Here is a 17,236-nt window from a genome sequence, read left to right on the forward strand (position 1 = left end):
TGTGTATTTTTGTTAAAAAAAATGTGTATAGATCATAATGTTGACACTGAGTCTTTATTTAAGTTAGCTGATCAAGAAAATCAGCAAGATAAAGAAAAAATTAAAAAATTTATTAAGTATTTTTATAGTTTTGTTTATAAAAGCGACCTAAAAGCCAATGATAAGTTTTTGCTATATATTGTAAACGATGCTTACAATTTTGTTTCTCAAAAAGAGAAAGATGAAAGTAAGTTAGTAGTAAGCAATATAGATGATATACCAGGAATAGAAGGCGATTTTACCACGATTAAGATAACAAACGATGATATGCCATTTTTGGTTGACTCCGTTATTGCAACTATTAAGTCGCACGATTTAACCATATGCTATCACAGCAACAGCATAATTAACATTAAAAGAAAAGATGGCCTAATAGACGAGATTTACTCTTTGGAAGAAAGCAATGGAGTCAAAGAGTCAGTCATATATGTAATTATCAAAGGTATAAGTGACAGCTTTGTTGATACATTAAAAGAATCTCTACAGAAAACGCTGAAAGCGGTTAATTGCGTTGTGAAAGATTGGCACTTAATGCTCAAGAAACTTGATGAGGCAAGTCTTTCTGTCATCCCAGCTGGGATCCAGGAAAAGGACACGTGGATTCCAGTGTCACGCACTGGAATGACACCAGACCGAAATCAAGAGCAAAAAGATTTTCTAGTTTGGTTAAAGAATAATAACTTCGTATTTCTAGGTTATCAAGAATATATTGCTGGTAAAGATGAAAAACTCGTCTGTGACAGCAAAAAGGACCTTGGCCTGATGAGAGTAGGTCAAAGTACGTTGATTCCTTCTGCAAACCTTGATTCCCTATACATATTGAGATCAGATCTAATCTCAATAGTCCATCGGCGTACATACATGAATTGTATAGGAGTAAAAGAATTTGATGACCAGGGTAATGTGGTAAAGGAACGGCGTTTTTTCGGGCTATTTACTTCTGTAGCGGAGGTCCAAGATATTAGAACTATTCCAATAATAAGAGATAAAGTTAAAGTTATAGAAAAAAATGCAGGGTTTGTAACCGGGGGCCACAATAACAAAGCTCTAATTTATATTTTACAAGTATTCTCATGTGATGAATTGTTCCAGTCTAATGAGGAAGAATTATTTCAAATTTGTACTTCTATTATGTCCCTTGCAATAAGACCAAGAGTCAAGTTATGCTTAAGAAGTAAGGGAGCGTTTACTAGTTGTATAGTGCTGATACCGATGCGTTATGCTAGCTCCAGGCTAATGCTCAAGATAAGCAATATATTGAAGGATGAGATAAATGCAGAAAGTTCAGATATTTATAACCACCACATTATAAACGAATATGACTTAATGAAATTGCACGTGGTGCTAAAGGCTAAAAACGCTAGTGTTCCTGATGATGAAGTTTTGCGTATCGAAAACAAATTAAGGAACATTACGGAAAAATGGGAAGATCGTTTTATAGACAATTTATATAATACTTTTAGCACTGTTGAGGATATATTCATCCGTTATTGCAAGGCATTTCCAATAAGCTATCAAGAGAGTTTCGAACCTCATGACGCATATTACGATATGAAAAAATTGGAGATAGTGAGGAAGAAAGGAGTTAGCGAGGTCGATTTAAGACTTACTCGTGATAATCTTAATTATCAATTAAAGGTTTATACTCCAAACAATGGAGGCCTTGAATTATCGAAGATATTAAGAATTACTAAGAATTTGGGAGCTAAAATTCTATCTCATAATGGCTATTACATAGAAATTAACGGTGGAATATGGATACACCATTTTGTGTTGTCAAGAGTCGATGAATTAATAGACAACATTACTCTAAAAGAGCAATTTGAAATAACACTTGCGAAAGTGTTTAGCAAGGAAATTAAAAATGACTATTTCAATAGTTTGATCATTATTGCTGGGCTCAAGTGGAAGGAAGTGCTTCTGATTAGAGCGCTAAGTGCCTATCTAAAGCAGACGTCATTTAACTACAACCCAGAATATATCCAAAAGGTAGTCTCAGAGTATCCAAAAGTAGTAAAGTATTTGATACAACTATTTCATGCAAGATTTGATCCTAACATAGACATTGATAGAGCAGAAACTACGGACATTGTCAGAGAAAAAATTGAGGAACTTCTAAAAGAGATCAGCAATGTTTCACATGATTACGTTTTGCGCTCGATATTTAACTTGATAATGGCTATTTTAAGGACCAGTTATTATCAAGACGATAAACCATATTTATCTACAAAATTTGACTCAAGTAAAATAAATGGTTTGCCTGATCCTCGTCCGTATCGCGAATTGTATATTTATTCAAACCTTTTTGAGGGAATACATCTAAGAGGAGGGAAATTAGCCCGTGGTGGCTTAAGGTGGTCGGATAGGACGGAAGATTTTCGCACTGAAGTTTTGGGGCTCATGAAAGCTCAGATGACAAAAAATGCGGTTATTGTCCCTGTTGGTGCAAAGGGTGGATTTGTAATAAAGCAAGCTTATAAAGATAAGAATATTTTAAGAGAGAAAAGTGTTGAGTGCTATAAGAGTTTTATTAGAGGAATGCTTGATATTACTGATAACGTGGTTGATGGTGAAATAATTCCACCAGAGAATGTGATTAGGTATGATGAAGACGATCCATACTTGGTAGTTGCAGCAGATAAAGGCACTGCTTCATTTTCTGATTATGCCAACCAGATAGCCTCTGAATACAATTTTTGGCTTGGCGATGCATTTGCATCTGGTGGATCAGCAGGTTATGATCACAAAAAAATGGGTATTACAGCCAGAGGTGCATGGATTGCAGCACAGAGGCATTTTTGGAAAATGAATAAGGATATTTACCAGGATGCAACTGTTATTGGAATTGGGGATATGGCTGGCGACTTATTTGGAAATGGTATGCTGCTTTCAAAAAATATACATTTAATCGGCGCATTTAACCATATGCATATTTTTGTTGACCCAAACCCTGATGCAGAAAAGAGTTTCACAGAGCGTAAACGTCTCTTTGAGTTACCATTTTCAACTTGGATGGATTATAATAAAGATTTGATTTCTAAGGGTGGAGGAGTATTTGAGCGTAGCAGTAAGCAAGTAAACATTTCTCAAGAAATAAAAAAGTGCTTTGATATAACAGAAGATATGCTACCTCCAAGTGATTTGATTAGATATCTATTGAAAGCAAAAGTGGACTTCATATGGAATGGAGGAATTGGCACGTTTGTTAAGGCAAAGAGTGAAAATCATAGCATGGTCGGTGACAAAGCAAACGATGAGCTGAGAGTAAATGGTAAGGATATTAGAGCTTCTATGTTTATAGAGGGTGGAAATCTTGGTTGTACACAGCTTGGAAGAATAGAATATGCTGAAAAAGGTGGATATATCAATGCAGATTTTGTTGATAATTCAGCCGGAGTGATATGTTCGGACCTTGAAGTTAACATTAAGATTGCATTTGTTTCAGCTATGAAAGCAGGGGGTATTTCTTTAGAAAAAAGGAATGAAATACTGGCAAGTATGGTGGATGAAGTTGCATCCAAAGTGCTTGAGAACCACAACAAAATTGAAACAAAAGCATTACTTCTTGAGTGTTTGCAAGCTAAAGAGAGATTGGAGCAGCACCACAGGTTACTGCTCAGTTTAGAAAAATCTGGGCTGTTAAACCGAAGCGTAGAATTTCTTCCAACTGAAGAAGAGATAGCAAGGATGTTAACTGGTGCAGAAGGTTTCAGTTCTCCTCAGCTCTCTGTTCTAATGTCTTATGCTAGAACAGCAATAAAAAATGAAATTATACATTCCGATCTGTCTGAAAAAGATCTTATATCTCATGACTACTTGCTAGGTTATTTTCCTAAAAAGATGGTAACAAAGTTTAAGGATTTCATATTAAAACACCAACTTCGTAGAGAAATTATCTCTACTTGCATTGCAAATGATGTAGTGAATAGAATGGGCTGTATATTCATCAATAATTTGGCTGAGAACACTGGAATTAAGATACAAGAAGCGGTTAACATATATATTGTTGTTAACCACCTGTATGATTTAAACAGCCTGTGGCAGAAAATTGATGAATTGGATGGAAAAATTGATGTTAACTCATACTTACAAATAGTGAGGAACGTGCAGAAATTTATTGGCAGAGTATCATTTTGGCTAGTGAAAAATCTTGGCAAGCTTAGCTTTGTAGAATTGGATGATGTTACAAAATTTAAAGATGCAATTGAAACTTTAGGCCAGAACTTAACTGATGTTTTAGATGAACACCTATTAAAGATCTATAGCCATGGATCAACTTCTTTAGTAGAACTTAATATAAATAAAGATCTAGCAAAAAAAGTTGCTGATCTATGCGTTCTTGCTTATGCACTGGACATTATATCTGTTGCTGAACAGACATCTTTGTCCATTCTTGATGCTGGTAAAATATACTTTGAGTTAAAGTCACTGTTAAGATTCGATCTGATTAGAACAATTGCCATCAAGATGAAAAGCCGCTCTTCTTATTGGGATCGCAGCTTAGTTAATGATTTATTGGACAATTTAAGCAATTACCATCACAAGCTAGCTGTTAAAGTCATAAAAGCTACTGATAACCCTGAAGATAAGGTTCAAACCTGGGCTTGTAATGATAAGGACTACATAGAACGTTATAATAGTTTTTTAGATGAGATGGTTGCTTCTAAACTTGATTTAAGCAAATTAATATTTATAATCAAAAGGATTAAAGTACTTGCTTCATAGGAAAATGTTCAATATAGGTCTTTCAGAAATTTTAGTTGTAGCTTTAGTGAGCATAATTGTTCTTGATAAAAATAAGGTGCCTGTATTTATTGATCTTATTAGGAATGTGTATAAGTATCTTATGATTATAAAATCAAAAGCTAGGAGGTTATTGAAAGACGCAGGAGTTGAAGACTTATATAAAGAATGTAATGCTGAGAAAGTAAATTACATAATTGGTAAAAATGGTAAGCTTTATCCTACTTATGATATAGATAATACATCTAAAGATAATGACAGCAAAGATTCTGGTAGTAGATGATGTACTATCTAATGTCAAGCTTTTAGAAGCTCGACTAAAAGCAGAGTACTATACGGTTATCGTAGCTCATGATGGTGAAGAAGCTATAGATTTAGTAGCAAAGCAGCAGCCCGATATTATATTACTTGATATCATGATGCCAAAGATGAATGGCTTTCAAGTTTGTAAGGAGCTAAAGAGTGATCCCTTGACAACCCATATTCCAATAATTATGGTAACTGCGCTGCATGATACTCATGATAGAGTGCAAGGTATTAATGCTGGCGCGGATGATTTTCTGACTAAACCAATAAACGAAACTGCTTTATCTGCACGAATTAAGTCTCTCACACGCTTAAAGATGATTATTGATGAATTGCGTTTGAGAGGAGAAACTAACGCTGAGATTGGTGGAGTCGCAGGAAACAGTATTATGGATTATTCCAATCAGATTTTTGATGCTAACATACTTGTTATAGATGAGGATGTTCATCAAGCAGAGCAGATATATAATATATTAAAGCAACGCTTTAGGTCAATTAAAATACTGAGTGATCCAATGGAAGCATTGAAGGTTGGTATTGAGAATGGTTACGACCTGATCATTTCTGATATGCAATTTTCAAAAACTGACGGCTTGCGTTTGTGTTCTGAGTTTCGTAGTAAGGTGGAAACACGTTATACACCAATTCTAATTCTTTCTGAGGATTATGATAAAAACAATTTAGTAAAAGCACTTGATGTAGGTGCTAATGATTATTTAACAGTACCTTTGGATGAGGGTGAGCTAATAGCAAGGGTTAATTCGCAAGTAAAACGCAAAAGATATCAAGATGCCTTGAGAATGAATTTATTTAATAATGCGGAAATGTCTATAAAGGACCCATTAACTAACTGTTATAATAGAAGATATTTTGATGCACACTTAAGAAACATTGTTAAGGACTCTGTGGAAAAGGATAGAAGGTTGTCTCTTATGATACTTGATATAGACTATTTTAAGATAGTGAATGACAGTTTTGGGCATAGTGCTGGAGATGAACTTTTAAAGCAAATACAGAAAAGAATTTCTGAAAATATCAGAGTGACAGATTTACTAGCTAGGTTTGGTGGTGAGGAGTTTGTTGTTGTAATGCCAGATACCAATGTATCAGATGCGTATACTATTGCGGAGAGAATACGAAAAATTATTGCTAAAGAACCTTTTGTACTTGCGGATAAAAATACAACCCATAATGTAACTGTGAGCATTGGAATTGCAGAAATGCAAGGATCTGACTTTGATGATATTAAAAAATTTATAGTACGTGCCGACAAATATTTATATAAAGCAAAAAACAGTGGTAGAAATAGAGTGGTTACTGGCTATAGCTAAAGTGGCTTAAGTTTACCGACAACCGTCATTCCGCTACTCGTTAGCGGAATCTATGCTGAGATACCGCGAATGAATCGCGGTATGACGTGTTGCTTGGGTTAGCTATAGATTTCTGAAATGATTTCAAAAAAATGATAACTAAGATTAAAGCGACAACATGAGGTTTCTCAGCTCTGGAAATTTCACGTTTAACTGCAAAAATAGATACTTATTTAAAAAATATCCTGTGACTTTCAGTCCTAACTGAAATTCTTGGAATGAGTAGCTGTTTTGTAGGGTATTATTGTATACATCATGCAACATTTGTGGAAAAGGTAGGAGTTTATCTGCATAATAATCTCCTACTTTTTTTGACACTGCTCTACCAGTTTTTGGAGAAATAAATTGCAGATTTTCCTTAACACCTGTTACAGCGCATTTGGATAAGTCTAACTTGAATCCCAATTGCGTAAGAAGCAGAAGCTCTAAGTTAAGATAATGGCTTTGCCAAGACTGATTGTTGTGTTTAATTACATCGATGAAATATCGAAAATTGTCATACAGCATGGCACAGGGTTCACTTTCTGGAAGCACTTTTTCTAAAATAGAGGAGAAAGAAACAATAGTAATGCTTTTTAACCTATCTTGAAAAAAATGATGGAATGGAGATTCGATTAATTCGCACTTTAAAAAACCTAGATTTTCAGGTAACTTAGCACTCCATTCTGCATGTAATAGATTACTTATCTGAAACTTATAATTGCTATTGTTTGTTAGCTTAGTTAATCCCCTGCGCTTTCCATGATTTTTTGTAAACAGAGAGAGAATTAAGTTTTTATCGCCGTATTTTTTAGCAGCTATAATGATGCCTTCATCTTTCCATCTCATTTAGAGTATATTGACCGTATGATATTATAGGATAGTACACCTAGAGCTTGTAATCCATAAAAATCACTTACTCCGTTACTATTCCAAAGTTTCAAGGCTATGAGAGAGTAAGGTATTGGCTGCCACCCTTCTTCCTGAGCCTCCATGCTGAGCTTTTGGTTTTTGGTTTGCTAAATAATTGTTTGAATGATTTTAGTAACCATTACTTTTCCTTATCTGAAATTTTGGATAATTCAGCTTCTAATTCTTCTATCGTCGGTAAAGCTGTTTTTATGTTCTCTGGTAGATTTTCAGTTATTCGATATTCCGCTAATCCTATTGGTTTATTTATGTCTTTGAGTGTATATTTAGCAAGTACATCGTCTTTAGATTTACATAAGATTAACCCTATAGAAGGTTGATCTGTCGAGTGCTTCAGTAAATCATCAACTGCAGAAAGATAAAAATTCATTTTACCAGCATATTCCGGCTTAAAATCCTTATCTTTTAGTTCAATCACTACGAAGCAACGTAACTTTAAATGATAGAATAATAAATCAATATAAAAGTCTTTATTACCAACATCTAAATGAAATTGTCTACCAACAAATGCAAATCCTTCACCGAGTTCTAACAGAAATTTTTCCATATGCCCTACGAGTCCTTTTTCTACTTCTCTTTCATGAGCATCCTTACCTATACTTAAAAAATCAAAAATATACGGATCTTTTAATGTGTAATGTGCTAGATCGGATTGTGGAGATGGTAATTTTTCTTTAAAATTAGTTATTGCTTTTCCTTGACGTTTATGTAGTCCAAGTTCTATCTGCATCACCATAATGTTACGTGACCAGCCATGTTCAATAGCTTTTTTTACATAAAATAATCTTATTTCATGACTTTCTATTTTTTCCAAAAGAGTGATATTGTGATACCAAGTTAATTGTGCAAGAGGCTCCTGCACAAATTCAACATCAGGATATTCTTCGGCAAACTTACGCATATACTTCAGATTTCTCGTGCTAAAGCCTTTCATTTCTGGAAATGTACTTCTCAAATCCTTACTTAATTGATCAATTACCTTAGCTCCCCAGGTATGTTCTTTTTGGCGTTTTAGGATCTCTGTACCAATATGGTGGTAAAGCAAAATAAGCTTACTATTTACTGCAAGTGCTGCCTTATAACGGTTTGTTGCAATACGATCTTTCAACTGCTCTAAAAGTTCTGTATATTCTTTTCCTATAATTTTTGTCATACGGTCCCTTTTAATCCATTATACAATTCTTTGTCTGTCGAGAAGACAATCTTTCGCTTGCCTGCAACTTTGAAGGGATTCCTTATTGACTTCAAAGTTGTCCATCAACTAAAATATATTGACTTTATGTGCAATATTAGCTTTAAACCAGTAAAACAAGCTGCTTAACATATGCGTTTTTTCTATTCTAATTATATTCTTTTTTTGTCTTTATGTTGTTTTCTGCTTTTTTCGTTACCTTCAACAAAAGCCCAAACGAATGATACGTCAGTTGTTCCTATACCACAAAGGAAAAAAGAATTGGTTGAGCACACTGTTGTAGCACAACCGAGGCAAATTATCGAAATGCAAGAAGAAGTCATTATTAACGAGGGTAAAGAATTCATTCCAATTCCAAAAAGAAAAAAAAGTGTAGAGAAAAAACTAAGAAGGGATGTTAGAGTGGCAAAAAATGAAATAGGAAACGAAAAAAGCGTTGAGAGCAAAAAGGATGAATTAGTTGTAACAGAAATTATTAACTCTATAAGAGACAAGCTCACAAAATGCTGGAGCATTCCTGAAAGCATAGCTTACAAAGAAAATTTTAATATAAAAATTAACTTATTGTTATCCAGTCAAGGCGAGATAATTATGGCGGATGTAGCAGACAGTGATTCCTATCGAAATAATCCACTTTTCAGGTCGATAGCAGATAATGCAATGCGTGCAGTATATAAATGTAGCCCATTGACCGGCTTGCCTACTCAGCACCACCACATTTGGCGTGAAGTAACACTAGATTTTATTCTATAGCTAAAGTAATTCTATAATTTAATAAGCCCACTGTATCCGTTCAGGATAGCAGCAAGGTAGTATAACCATAGAGTAAAAGTGAGTTTACAACAAATGGTGTCATCCCAGTGCTTGACACTGGGATGGCTTTGTTGCATCGCTACTTATGAAAGGCTAACTATAGTTAGGATTATAAGCAACCTATTGAAAATCTTGTTTTTTTGCAATCAATCTGATCAAATTTAAGAATAGTAATTTGTTATTTATATTAATAAATTTAATTCTATTGAAAATAGCTAAAGCATTGAAATTCTTGAATTTTAGCCGGATTGGTAAATGGTAGTGAAATTTCTTTTACTCAAATTTAGGTATTCATTGACCGTTCTTGTTATAAATACCAGAATAATAAGCTACTGATATTCCCTATCTTTTTTATCTTTAATCCATCATAGCTAGCGATGCAACAAAGCCCACTGGGATCCAGTTTTCTTTACAAATTCACCAAAAGTGCTTCATTCTATAACGCAAAACCCATACTTACCAAACCCAATGCATTACTTGCAATTAAGTTTCCTGGATCCAAGTAGTCTGGGCACTGCCGTCATAAAGGAACTAGTGTCAGCTACTTTCATGACACCCTTCTGGTAGGCCCAAATCGCAATGTTCGTACAGTTATGGAATGAACCGCGGTATGACGTAGGAAGATCTGAGCAAACTTTCAATCAGAAACAGCCAAAGATCTCTCTAAGATGTCAGTTTCTTTTGTATCTTCAACTTTACCGTCCTGGTCGAATGAAATTTGCAGAGACTTACTACTATACTTCCTTTTTCCTAAAAAATTGGCTTGTTTAATTTTATATGAGACATAGTACCAAACATTGTCATCGAACTTTGATACTAATGTTGGTGATCCTAAAGTGTGAACCACTTTTTCTTTATCGTCACCTACTTTTATCTTGCTCCACAATTCAACACTAATGCCAGGAGCTCCGTGATTGTGAATAGTGTGAGTGCAGCTCACTGTAAATAATAAAATAAAAGATATTAATACTCGCATTTCTGTTGATAAATTACTTGAAGCTATAATACACTAATAAATTATCTGCCGTCAAATTTCAAAAAAGTTAAATTGACTGATTCTCAATATCACTTAATATAATATTTACTTTAGAAAATAATAGGTGTCTTATGTCATTGTTAGAAGCAGATCCAATATACAAACCTTTTAATTACCCTTGGGCGTATGATGCGTGGCTGCAGCAACAAAGAATCCATTGGATACCTGAAGAAGTTCCGCTCGCTGATGACGTGAAGGATTGGAAAACTAAACTTTCAAGTGTAGAAAAAAATCTACTAACCCAGATCTTTAGATTTTTTACTCAGGCAGACATTGAAGTAAATAACTGCTACATGAGGCATTATTCAAATATATTTAAGCCAACAGAAATATGCATGATGCTTGCAAGCTTTTCCAATATGGAAACCATACACATTGCAGCTTATTCTTATCTTTTAGACACAATTGGCATGCCAGAAAGTGAGTATCAAGCATTTTTAAAGTATGATGCTATGAGAAAGAAATATGAATATATGTTGGAATTCGAGGAAAGCAAAAAACACGATAAAAAACATGTAGCTAAAACTCTAGCAGTGTTTGGTGCATTCACTGAAGGGTTGCAGTTATTTGCATCATTTGCAATTTTGCTCAATTTCCAACGTTTTGGAAAAATGAAAGGAATGGGGCAGATAATCGCCTGGTCAGCCCGTGATGAAACTTTGCACACCAATTCAATTATCATGTTATTTAATACATTTATTAAAGAGAATAATGAAATTTGGGACAACGAGTTTAAAGAGGAATTATATTCTGCATGTCGCACCATCGTTGAACTTGAGGACGAATTCATAAAGCTTGCCTTTGATTTAGGAGATGTTGAAGGACTATCCGCAGAAGAAGTGCGCAATTACATACGCTACGTAGCAAACAGACGGTTAATGCAATTAGGTCTTGAGTCCATATATGATGTCAATGATAATCCTATTCCGTGGCTTGATGAAATACTAAATGGCGTTGAACATACGAATTTCTTTGAAAATAGAGTAACAGAGTATAGCCGCGCAGCAACTCAAGGCACGTGGGAAGAAGCTTTTACTGAAAATGACACGAATAATAAGTGAATGCTAATTTCACTCTTTTTTGTCATTCCACTTTCATTACACCATTTGCTGTGCAGTTTAGACAGTTTTGCTTTACTTAACAACTAACTTACCATATATATGTCCATAGGACATTGGTATATAAGAACGTGCTACAACTATTAATCTTACTCACGGTCATCACTTCAGCTGCATTCTTTGGTCATTTAGTTCCAATGGAAGTAAAAACCTTCTTGTACTCAACGAGCCTTAGTATAAAAGAGGTTTTGCTATTTATAATGCCTTTTATTATTTTTGCGTTAATCTTTAGCAGTGTTAACAATCTTAAGCAGTCAGCTATAAAGTTCATATTGTTACTTATTATAATGATCTTCTTATCGAATCTGGCTTCAAGTTTAATAGCTTATTCTGTTGGGCATTTTATCATACAAAACACTTATTCAATACAAGATATAACGTATGAAGAAACAATTGTTCCCTTATGGTCGTTTAGACTGCCTGCATTGCTTTCTAATTTTTATGCCCTTGCTTGTGGATTTGTGTCCAGCATAGTAGTGTCCACACTGCTACCCAAAAAAAGCAGAGAGCTTTCGAACAAAATGTTAGATTTAACTCTCTTTATTTTGAAGACGTTTTTGACGCCGATTATTCCAATATTTGTACTTGGGCTTGCTTTAAAAATGCAGCATGATCAAGTTTTATCTATAATATTTAAGGATTACTCAATAATTTTCATTATTATAGCATCTGCAACCTACCTTTATGTTTTCCTCTTATATGGAGCAGCAAATTCATTCAAGATCACAAGCTGGATAGCTAGTATAGGCAATATGATACCGGCATTTATTACTGCAATGAGCACAATGTCTAGTAATGCAACTATGCCGCTTACTCTTGAAGGAAGCAAAAAAAATGTAAAGCAACCTGACATAGCATCGTCTGTTGTGCCAATAACTGCTAGCTTTCATTTAGTAGGTGATTGCTTTTTTATTATAATATTATCAATGATAATTGCCTCCGGTTATTCATTGTGCACAACAGACTATGTAACTTTCCTTCTCTATTTTTTGTTATTTAAGTTTGCTATCGTGGCAGTTCCGGCAGGAGGAATTATGGTAATGCTACCTATTCTTGAGAAATACCTCAAATTTTCTCCAGAAATGCTTTCGTTAATCACAGCACTGTATATAGTGTTTGATCCAATAATCACTTCAGCAAACGTTATGGGCAATGGTGCCTTTGCTATAATGTTTACAAAACTCTATGATAAGCTTAAGTAATGTCTATTTTAGCGATTGATACTGTAGGTATTGGTAGTTCAATAGCAATAGTTGATTATGATGGTAACTGTTTTGTAGAGCACAATTCCGCCAGCAACAATCATGCAGAATCATTTTTTCAAATTCTGAATACTTTGTTTGATAAGCACAACTATAATTATGATAAAATAGATCATTTAGTGGTAGTAGTTGGACCAGGAAGTTTCACTGGAATTAGAGTTGGTATATCAGCTGCACAAGGTATAAATCTTGCTACAAATAAGCCATTATACGGAGTTAGTGCGCTGGAAGTTCAAGCCTACGCAATATCTTTGCTTTGTACGAATAACAAAAAAAATATCAGAGCTATAGTCAAAAATGCTCAAGGGTTTTATACGCAGTTATTTGATTTCAATTTATTGCCACTATCTGCACCTGGATCCCAGTGTCACGCTACAAGCAGTACACATATGGATTGCAATTTAAATGCTAGCCATGCAGGGCTATTAGTCCGTTATAGATTAGAGAACAAGCAAAAATTAAATGAAGTTGAAGCTCTATATTTAAATGAGCCTCAGTATATGAAATCATTATAGACTATTCTTTCGCGTACATGCAATGTTACTAAGCTTGTGCATCTGGTTTACTATCTCTTGAGCTACTTCTTTTATACTCATATCTGAATTTTCTATCTCTATGGCACTTGGTGGTATAAATAAATCGTCAGTCCTAAATTTCTCTACAATGCTATTTAGATTAATCACCTTCCTATTTTTTCTTTGCCTTTTTAATGCAATACGCTTTTGTAATGTCGGTAGATCACACCTAAGTACCACAGGAAGGATTTCTGTGTTCATTTTTTTACTAAGCCTTACTATTGAATCATACATCCTCATGTTCTGGTCATTATTTTCCATCAACTCATCAATAAATATGTAATTTTTTGAGTGAATCGGATAATTTTCTATTACCTGAAGCATAATTTGCATAATTTGCATAATGCCATATATTCTATCTTGAACTTCTTTAGGTATTTGATCACGTTCAAAGACACCATCGTATATAGAGCAAGCTTGAACATTGTTATAGAACTTACTATTTACAATTAATGCGTTTATCATATTAGATAATTCTATTGCTGTGGAAAGTTTACCACTTCCCGAAAGACCAGAGAGATATATGAAAAATCCTGCTGGCTGTTTTTTTGTGTTAATATTTACCATATTATTTTCAATCTTGAAACTTACATTTATAATAACATAAAAATGAAGCTTTAAAACATATGAAATATTATATAGAAAATTATTTTTGTAGTTAAGATATTATGTAATTTAAAAACATAAATTCTGTATATAAACTCTATAATAACGATAACTATTTTTAAGCAAGCTACAACACAAAAGTGTTTGGTATTCAGAAAGCAAGACAGAGTGGCATAGACTTATTAGTTTACTACAAGTCTCTTTTCGCGTATAAACCTTCAGAAGATTCTAACAGAGGATTGTGTTGTTAACAAAGAGCAGAGTAAAAAGGGATCTAGTCTATGCCTATCAGATTTTGTCCTACCTTAAGTTCGATGATCATACATATACTCACCTTTCAGTGCGTTCTGAAGATCAAAAGTCGTTTTATATTTATCCGTTTGGTATGCGTTTTGATGAAGTAGATGAACGTTCGTTAATGAAAGTATCATTTGATGGAGATGTAATTGAAGGCAAAGAATATCAATATAATAGAACTGGCTATATAATTCATGGTTTTGTTTATCAAGCAAGGAAAGATATTCAAGCAATTTTTCACTTGCATACACCTTCTATTGTAGCGGTTTCTTCTCTCAAAGATGGGCTGCTTCCTATAAGTCAATGGGCACTGCACTTTTACAATAAAATCTCTTACCATAATTATAATTCCCTAGCACTTAGCGATACAGAAGGAAAGAGGTTAATAGCTGATCTGAAAGAAAATTTTGTCATGTTAATGCGTAATCATGGATCTATAACGTGTGGTCGGACTATACAAGAAGCAATGTTTTACTCGTATCATTTAGAACAAGCGTGCAAAACTCAATGTTTAACGTTAGCAATGAATAAGGAGTTATCAATTCCAAGTGAAGAAATTTGCTCAAAAGCTGTAAAGGATCTCCTATCTTTTGAAAGCAATCTTGGTGAGAGGGATTGGCACGCATGGGTTAGACTAATTAAAAGTAAGTTGTAAGAGACTTTCGCACTACTATCTGTCATCCAAGTAGTGACCTTACCCAGAAAAAGTAGAGAGAAAGTTAAGACGTTTTTGGAGTAAAATAAAACGTTTTTTCAAAATATGACAAATAGAAGAGAATATACAGCAGAATTCAAATTAGAAGCTGTTAAGCTGGTTAAAGAAACAGGTCAAGCAAGTACAAAAATAGCAAAAGATCTAGGTATAGATGGCAGTATGTTAAGTAAGAAAATATGATGGAAAAATGTCTGGAGCATACGCATTTCCAGGCAAAGGCTCCTTATGACAAAGAAAGATTTGATCTAAAAAAAGAGCTAATAAGAGAAAGAGACATCTTAAAAAAAGCCCTGGGCAAAGAAAAAGAGTAAAGTATTCTTTTATATAGAAATTGCTATAAAACACAGGAACTATGTAGGGTTTTGTACTGGTGGTATGGGTTGCTAAGGAAAAAAGCAGTAAAGAATTAGCAAAAGAAGGGCTTCTAGCAGATATTCAAAAAATACATCAAGCTTCTAAATGCAGATATGGAGCCCCTAAAATTCACGCTGAATTAAAAGCTTTAGGCAAAAATTAAAACAGTACAAAGTGTTATGCAAGCATCGAACAGACGAAATCTGTCAAATCAGAAAGAAACACACAAATTTAAGTTTTTAGTAGTTTTCAAGTATAGTTGTACAGGGAGCGCCTTTGCAGTTATGACCGACATTTTCAATGGTGCCTAAGTGCCCGTATGCAAGCATGGTTTTGGAAGGAACGGTCAAATCATTGATGGAGTCATTTAGACTACCTCGGTTAGGAGATTGTACTATCAACCGTTCCAAGCTGAAGCGTTTCCCTATTACAAATTATATGCAGGAGTTACCATGAAAAAAGCAAAAAGTAAATTAGAAATAGTGAATCCTAATGCAGCAGGAATAGACATTGGTTCAGCTGTACACTATGTGTGTGTACCTGAAGGAAGAGATGAACAACGCGTTCAGAAATTTGGCTGCTTTACTGAAGACCTTCATAACTTAGCACAGTGGTTGAAAAAGTGTAAAGTTACAACAGTAGCTATGGAATCAACAGGAGTATATTGGATTCCTTTATTTCAAATACTTGAGTCATACAAATTCGAGGTAAGATTGGTAAATGCACGGCATGTAAAGAATGTACCTGGTAGGAAGTCTGACGTTCAAGATTGCCAATGGCTCCAACAACTGCATAGCTACGGACTGCTTCATGGATCGTTTAGGCCAGATAATCAGATGTGTGTATTGCGCAGTTACGTGCGGCAACGCAAAAATCTCACTGAAAGTGCATCTACACATATTCTGCGTATGCAGAAGGCATTAATTCAAATGAATATACAATTACACAAGGTTATTAGTCATATTACTGGGATAACTGGTATGAAAATCATTGAAGCTATAATTGAAGGCGAAAGAGATTCTGAAAAATTGGCAGAATTCAGGGACGTGCGAATGAAAAATGATCAGTCTACTATTGCAAAAGCGTTAGCTGGTGACTATAGAGAGGAACACTTATTCACGCTAAAGCAAGAATTTGAACTATATAATATTTATCAAGAAAAAATAGCAGAATGTGATAGAAATATTGAAGCCTATTATAAAACGTTTGAAACAAAGTCTTGTGAAAGCAAACAGCTAAGTAAGCAAAAGAATAAAAATAGCAAAAGTAAGCCAAGCTTTGCTTTGTATGAGGAACTGCACCGAATAACTGGTATGGATTTCACTAAAATTCCTGGATTTGATGTATTAAGTATACAAACCATAATTTCAGAAGTTGGTATAAACCATAGTAAATGGCCAACAGAAAAGCACTTTTCATCGTGGTTGGGACTCAGTCCTGCTAATAAAGTTACAGGGGAAAAAGTGTTTAACACAAGAACACGTAAAGTCATTAACCGTGCTGCAAATGCTTTGCGAATAGCTGCTCATTCTGTAGGAAATAGTAAAAGTGCGTTGGGTGCATACTACAGAAGATTGAAAAAACGACTAGGAGCACCAAAAGCAATAACAGCTACTGCAAGAAAAATGGCATGCATATTTTATAGTATGCTCAAATACGGACAGGAATATGTAGAAAAAGGAATGGAATACTATGAAACACGCTATAAAGATAGAACTGTAAAAAATTTGATCAAAAAAGCGAGCGAATTTGGCTACATATTAGTTCAACAAGAAGAGTTAGTTGAGTGAGTTTCTTAGGAGAAAATGGCATTAAAGCCAAGTTTAGACGAAGGTTCAAAAATAAAAAACAGCAAATAAGCAACCGAGTTGTGGCTCCGAACACATTGGATCAAAATTTTA

At 34.4% G+C, this 17,236-nt stretch carries 17 protein-coding genes; 13 read left to right on the forward strand and 4 right to left on the reverse strand.

The window, feature by feature from the left end:
* Nucleotides 1-21: 21 nt before the first annotated feature.
* The 3 genes from ABWU73_RS05780 to ABWU73_RS05790 are packed head-to-tail and all read left to right on the forward strand — an operon-like array spanning nucleotide 22 to nucleotide 6,419.
* On the forward strand, nucleotides 22-4,764 hold the full coding sequence (locus ABWU73_RS05780) for an NAD-glutamate dehydrogenase (protein WP_341810198.1): 4,743 nt from the start codon (nucleotides 22-24) through the stop codon (nucleotides 4,762-4,764).
* A 4-nt stretch (nucleotides 4,765-4,768) separates the two neighbouring features.
* Entirely contained in the window at nucleotides 4,769-5,065 is a 297-nt protein-coding gene (locus ABWU73_RS05785; protein ID WP_038250226.1) for a hypothetical protein, read from the forward strand.
* The gene (locus ABWU73_RS05790; protein ID WP_264329798.1) at nucleotides 5,037-6,419 is read left to right on the forward strand and encodes a PleD family two-component system response regulator; all 1,383 of its coding nucleotides are present in this window, start codon (nucleotides 5,037-5,039) and stop codon (nucleotides 6,417-6,419) included. The genes ABWU73_RS05785 and ABWU73_RS05790 overlap by 29 nt, the downstream gene beginning before the upstream one ends.
* A gap of 144 nt (nucleotides 6,420-6,563) precedes the next feature.
* Here the strand turns inward: ABWU73_RS05790 and recO are convergent, their stop codons facing one another.
* Nucleotides 6,564-7,286, reverse strand: a complete 723-nt coding sequence (gene recO / locus ABWU73_RS05795) for a DNA repair protein RecO (protein WP_264329797.1) — start codon at nucleotides 7,284-7,286, stop codon at nucleotides 6,564-6,566.
* A gap of 202 nt (nucleotides 7,287-7,488) precedes the next feature.
* Nucleotides 7,489-8,520: a YhcG family protein gene (locus ABWU73_RS05800; RefSeq protein ID WP_077188564.1), complete on the reverse strand. Its 1,032-nt coding sequence runs from the start codon at nucleotides 8,518-8,520 to the stop codon at nucleotides 7,489-7,491.
* 171 nt (nucleotides 8,521-8,691) lie between these two features.
* Between ABWU73_RS05800 and ABWU73_RS05805 the strand changes: the two genes are divergently transcribed.
* Both ABWU73_RS05805 and ABWU73_RS05810 read left to right on the forward strand, forming a co-directional pair.
* On the forward strand, nucleotides 8,692-9,312 hold the full coding sequence (locus tag ABWU73_RS05805; protein ID WP_264329796.1) for a hypothetical protein: 621 nt from the start codon (nucleotides 8,692-8,694) through the stop codon (nucleotides 9,310-9,312).
* Nucleotides 9,313-9,390: 78 nt separating this feature from the next.
* Nucleotides 9,391-9,537, forward strand: coding sequence for a hypothetical protein (locus tag ABWU73_RS05810; RefSeq protein WP_155975170.1), 147 nt, complete (start codon nucleotides 9,391-9,393; stop codon nucleotides 9,535-9,537).
* A 472-nt stretch (nucleotides 9,538-10,009) separates the two neighbouring features.
* Here the strand turns inward: ABWU73_RS05810 and ABWU73_RS05815 are convergent, their stop codons facing one another.
* A complete protein-coding gene (locus ABWU73_RS05815) occupies nucleotides 10,010-10,348 on the reverse strand; it encodes an outer membrane protein assembly factor BamE (protein ID WP_006279908.1) in 339 nt (112 codons plus the stop codon).
* Nucleotides 10,349-10,479: 131 nt separating this feature from the next.
* On the opposite strand from ABWU73_RS05815, the gene ABWU73_RS05820 reads away from it, so the two are divergent.
* The 3 genes from ABWU73_RS05820 to tsaB all read left to right on the forward strand — a co-directional run bounded on the left by ABWU73_RS05820 (nucleotide 10,480) and on the right by tsaB (nucleotide 13,303).
* Nucleotides 10,480-11,469 (forward strand): ribonucleotide-diphosphate reductase subunit beta, encoded by a 990-nt coding sequence (locus ABWU73_RS05820; protein ID WP_006280119.1) that lies wholly within the window; start codon nucleotides 10,480-10,482, stop codon nucleotides 11,467-11,469.
* Between the two features lie 128 nt (nucleotides 11,470-11,597).
* Complete coding sequence (locus ABWU73_RS05825) at nucleotides 11,598-12,728, forward strand: cation:dicarboxylate symporter family transporter (RefSeq protein ID WP_006280118.1); 1,131 nt, start codon at nucleotides 11,598-11,600, stop codon at nucleotides 12,726-12,728.
* Nucleotides 12,728-13,303, forward strand: a complete 576-nt coding sequence (tsaB, locus tag ABWU73_RS05830) for a tRNA (adenosine(37)-N6)-threonylcarbamoyltransferase complex dimerization subunit type 1 TsaB (RefSeq protein WP_010962437.1) — start codon at nucleotides 12,728-12,730, stop codon at nucleotides 13,301-13,303. The genes ABWU73_RS05825 and tsaB overlap by 1 nt, the downstream gene beginning before the upstream one ends.
* Here the strand turns inward: tsaB and ABWU73_RS05835 are convergent.
* Nucleotides 13,298-13,930, reverse strand: a complete 633-nt coding sequence (locus tag ABWU73_RS05835) for a hypothetical protein (protein ID WP_353285476.1) — start codon at nucleotides 13,928-13,930, stop codon at nucleotides 13,298-13,300. The two genes, tsaB and ABWU73_RS05835, sit on opposite strands and share 6 nt — an antisense overlap.
* Nucleotides 13,931-14,210: 280 nt before the next feature.
* On the opposite strand from ABWU73_RS05835, the gene ABWU73_RS05840 reads away from it, so the two are divergent.
* The 5 genes from ABWU73_RS05840 to ABWU73_RS05860 all read left to right on the forward strand — a co-directional run bounded on the left by ABWU73_RS05840 (nucleotide 14,211) and on the right by ABWU73_RS05860 (nucleotide 17,125).
* Complete coding sequence (locus ABWU73_RS05840) at nucleotides 14,211-14,921, forward strand: class II aldolase/adducin family protein (RefSeq protein ID WP_010082280.1); 711 nt, start codon at nucleotides 14,211-14,213, stop codon at nucleotides 14,919-14,921.
* Nucleotides 14,922-15,026: 105 nt separating this feature from the next.
* On the forward strand, nucleotides 15,027-15,161 hold the full coding sequence (locus ABWU73_RS05845; RefSeq protein WP_007548354.1) for an IS3 family transposase: 135 nt from the start codon (nucleotides 15,027-15,029) through the stop codon (nucleotides 15,159-15,161).
* Complete coding sequence (locus tag ABWU73_RS05850; RefSeq protein WP_007548509.1) at nucleotides 15,158-15,292, forward strand: hypothetical protein; 135 nt, start codon at nucleotides 15,158-15,160, stop codon at nucleotides 15,290-15,292. Before ABWU73_RS05845 ends, ABWU73_RS05850 begins: the two co-directional genes overlap by 4 nt.
* Before the next feature lie 59 nt (nucleotides 15,293-15,351).
* Nucleotides 15,352-15,498 (forward strand): IS3 family transposase, encoded by a 147-nt coding sequence (locus ABWU73_RS05855; protein ID WP_080717648.1) that lies wholly within the window; start codon nucleotides 15,352-15,354, stop codon nucleotides 15,496-15,498.
* A 289-nt stretch (nucleotides 15,499-15,787) separates the two neighbouring features.
* Nucleotides 15,788-17,125: an IS110 family transposase gene (locus ABWU73_RS05860; protein WP_264704179.1), complete on the forward strand. Its 1,338-nt coding sequence runs from the start codon at nucleotides 15,788-15,790 to the stop codon at nucleotides 17,123-17,125.
* The last annotated feature ends 111 nt before the right edge of the window (nucleotides 17,126-17,236 follow it).

Source organism: Wolbachia endosymbiont (group A) of Andrena helvola (genome assembly GCF_964028415.1).
GTDB lineage: Bacteria > Pseudomonadota > Alphaproteobacteria > Rickettsiales > Anaplasmataceae > Wolbachia > Wolbachia pipientis.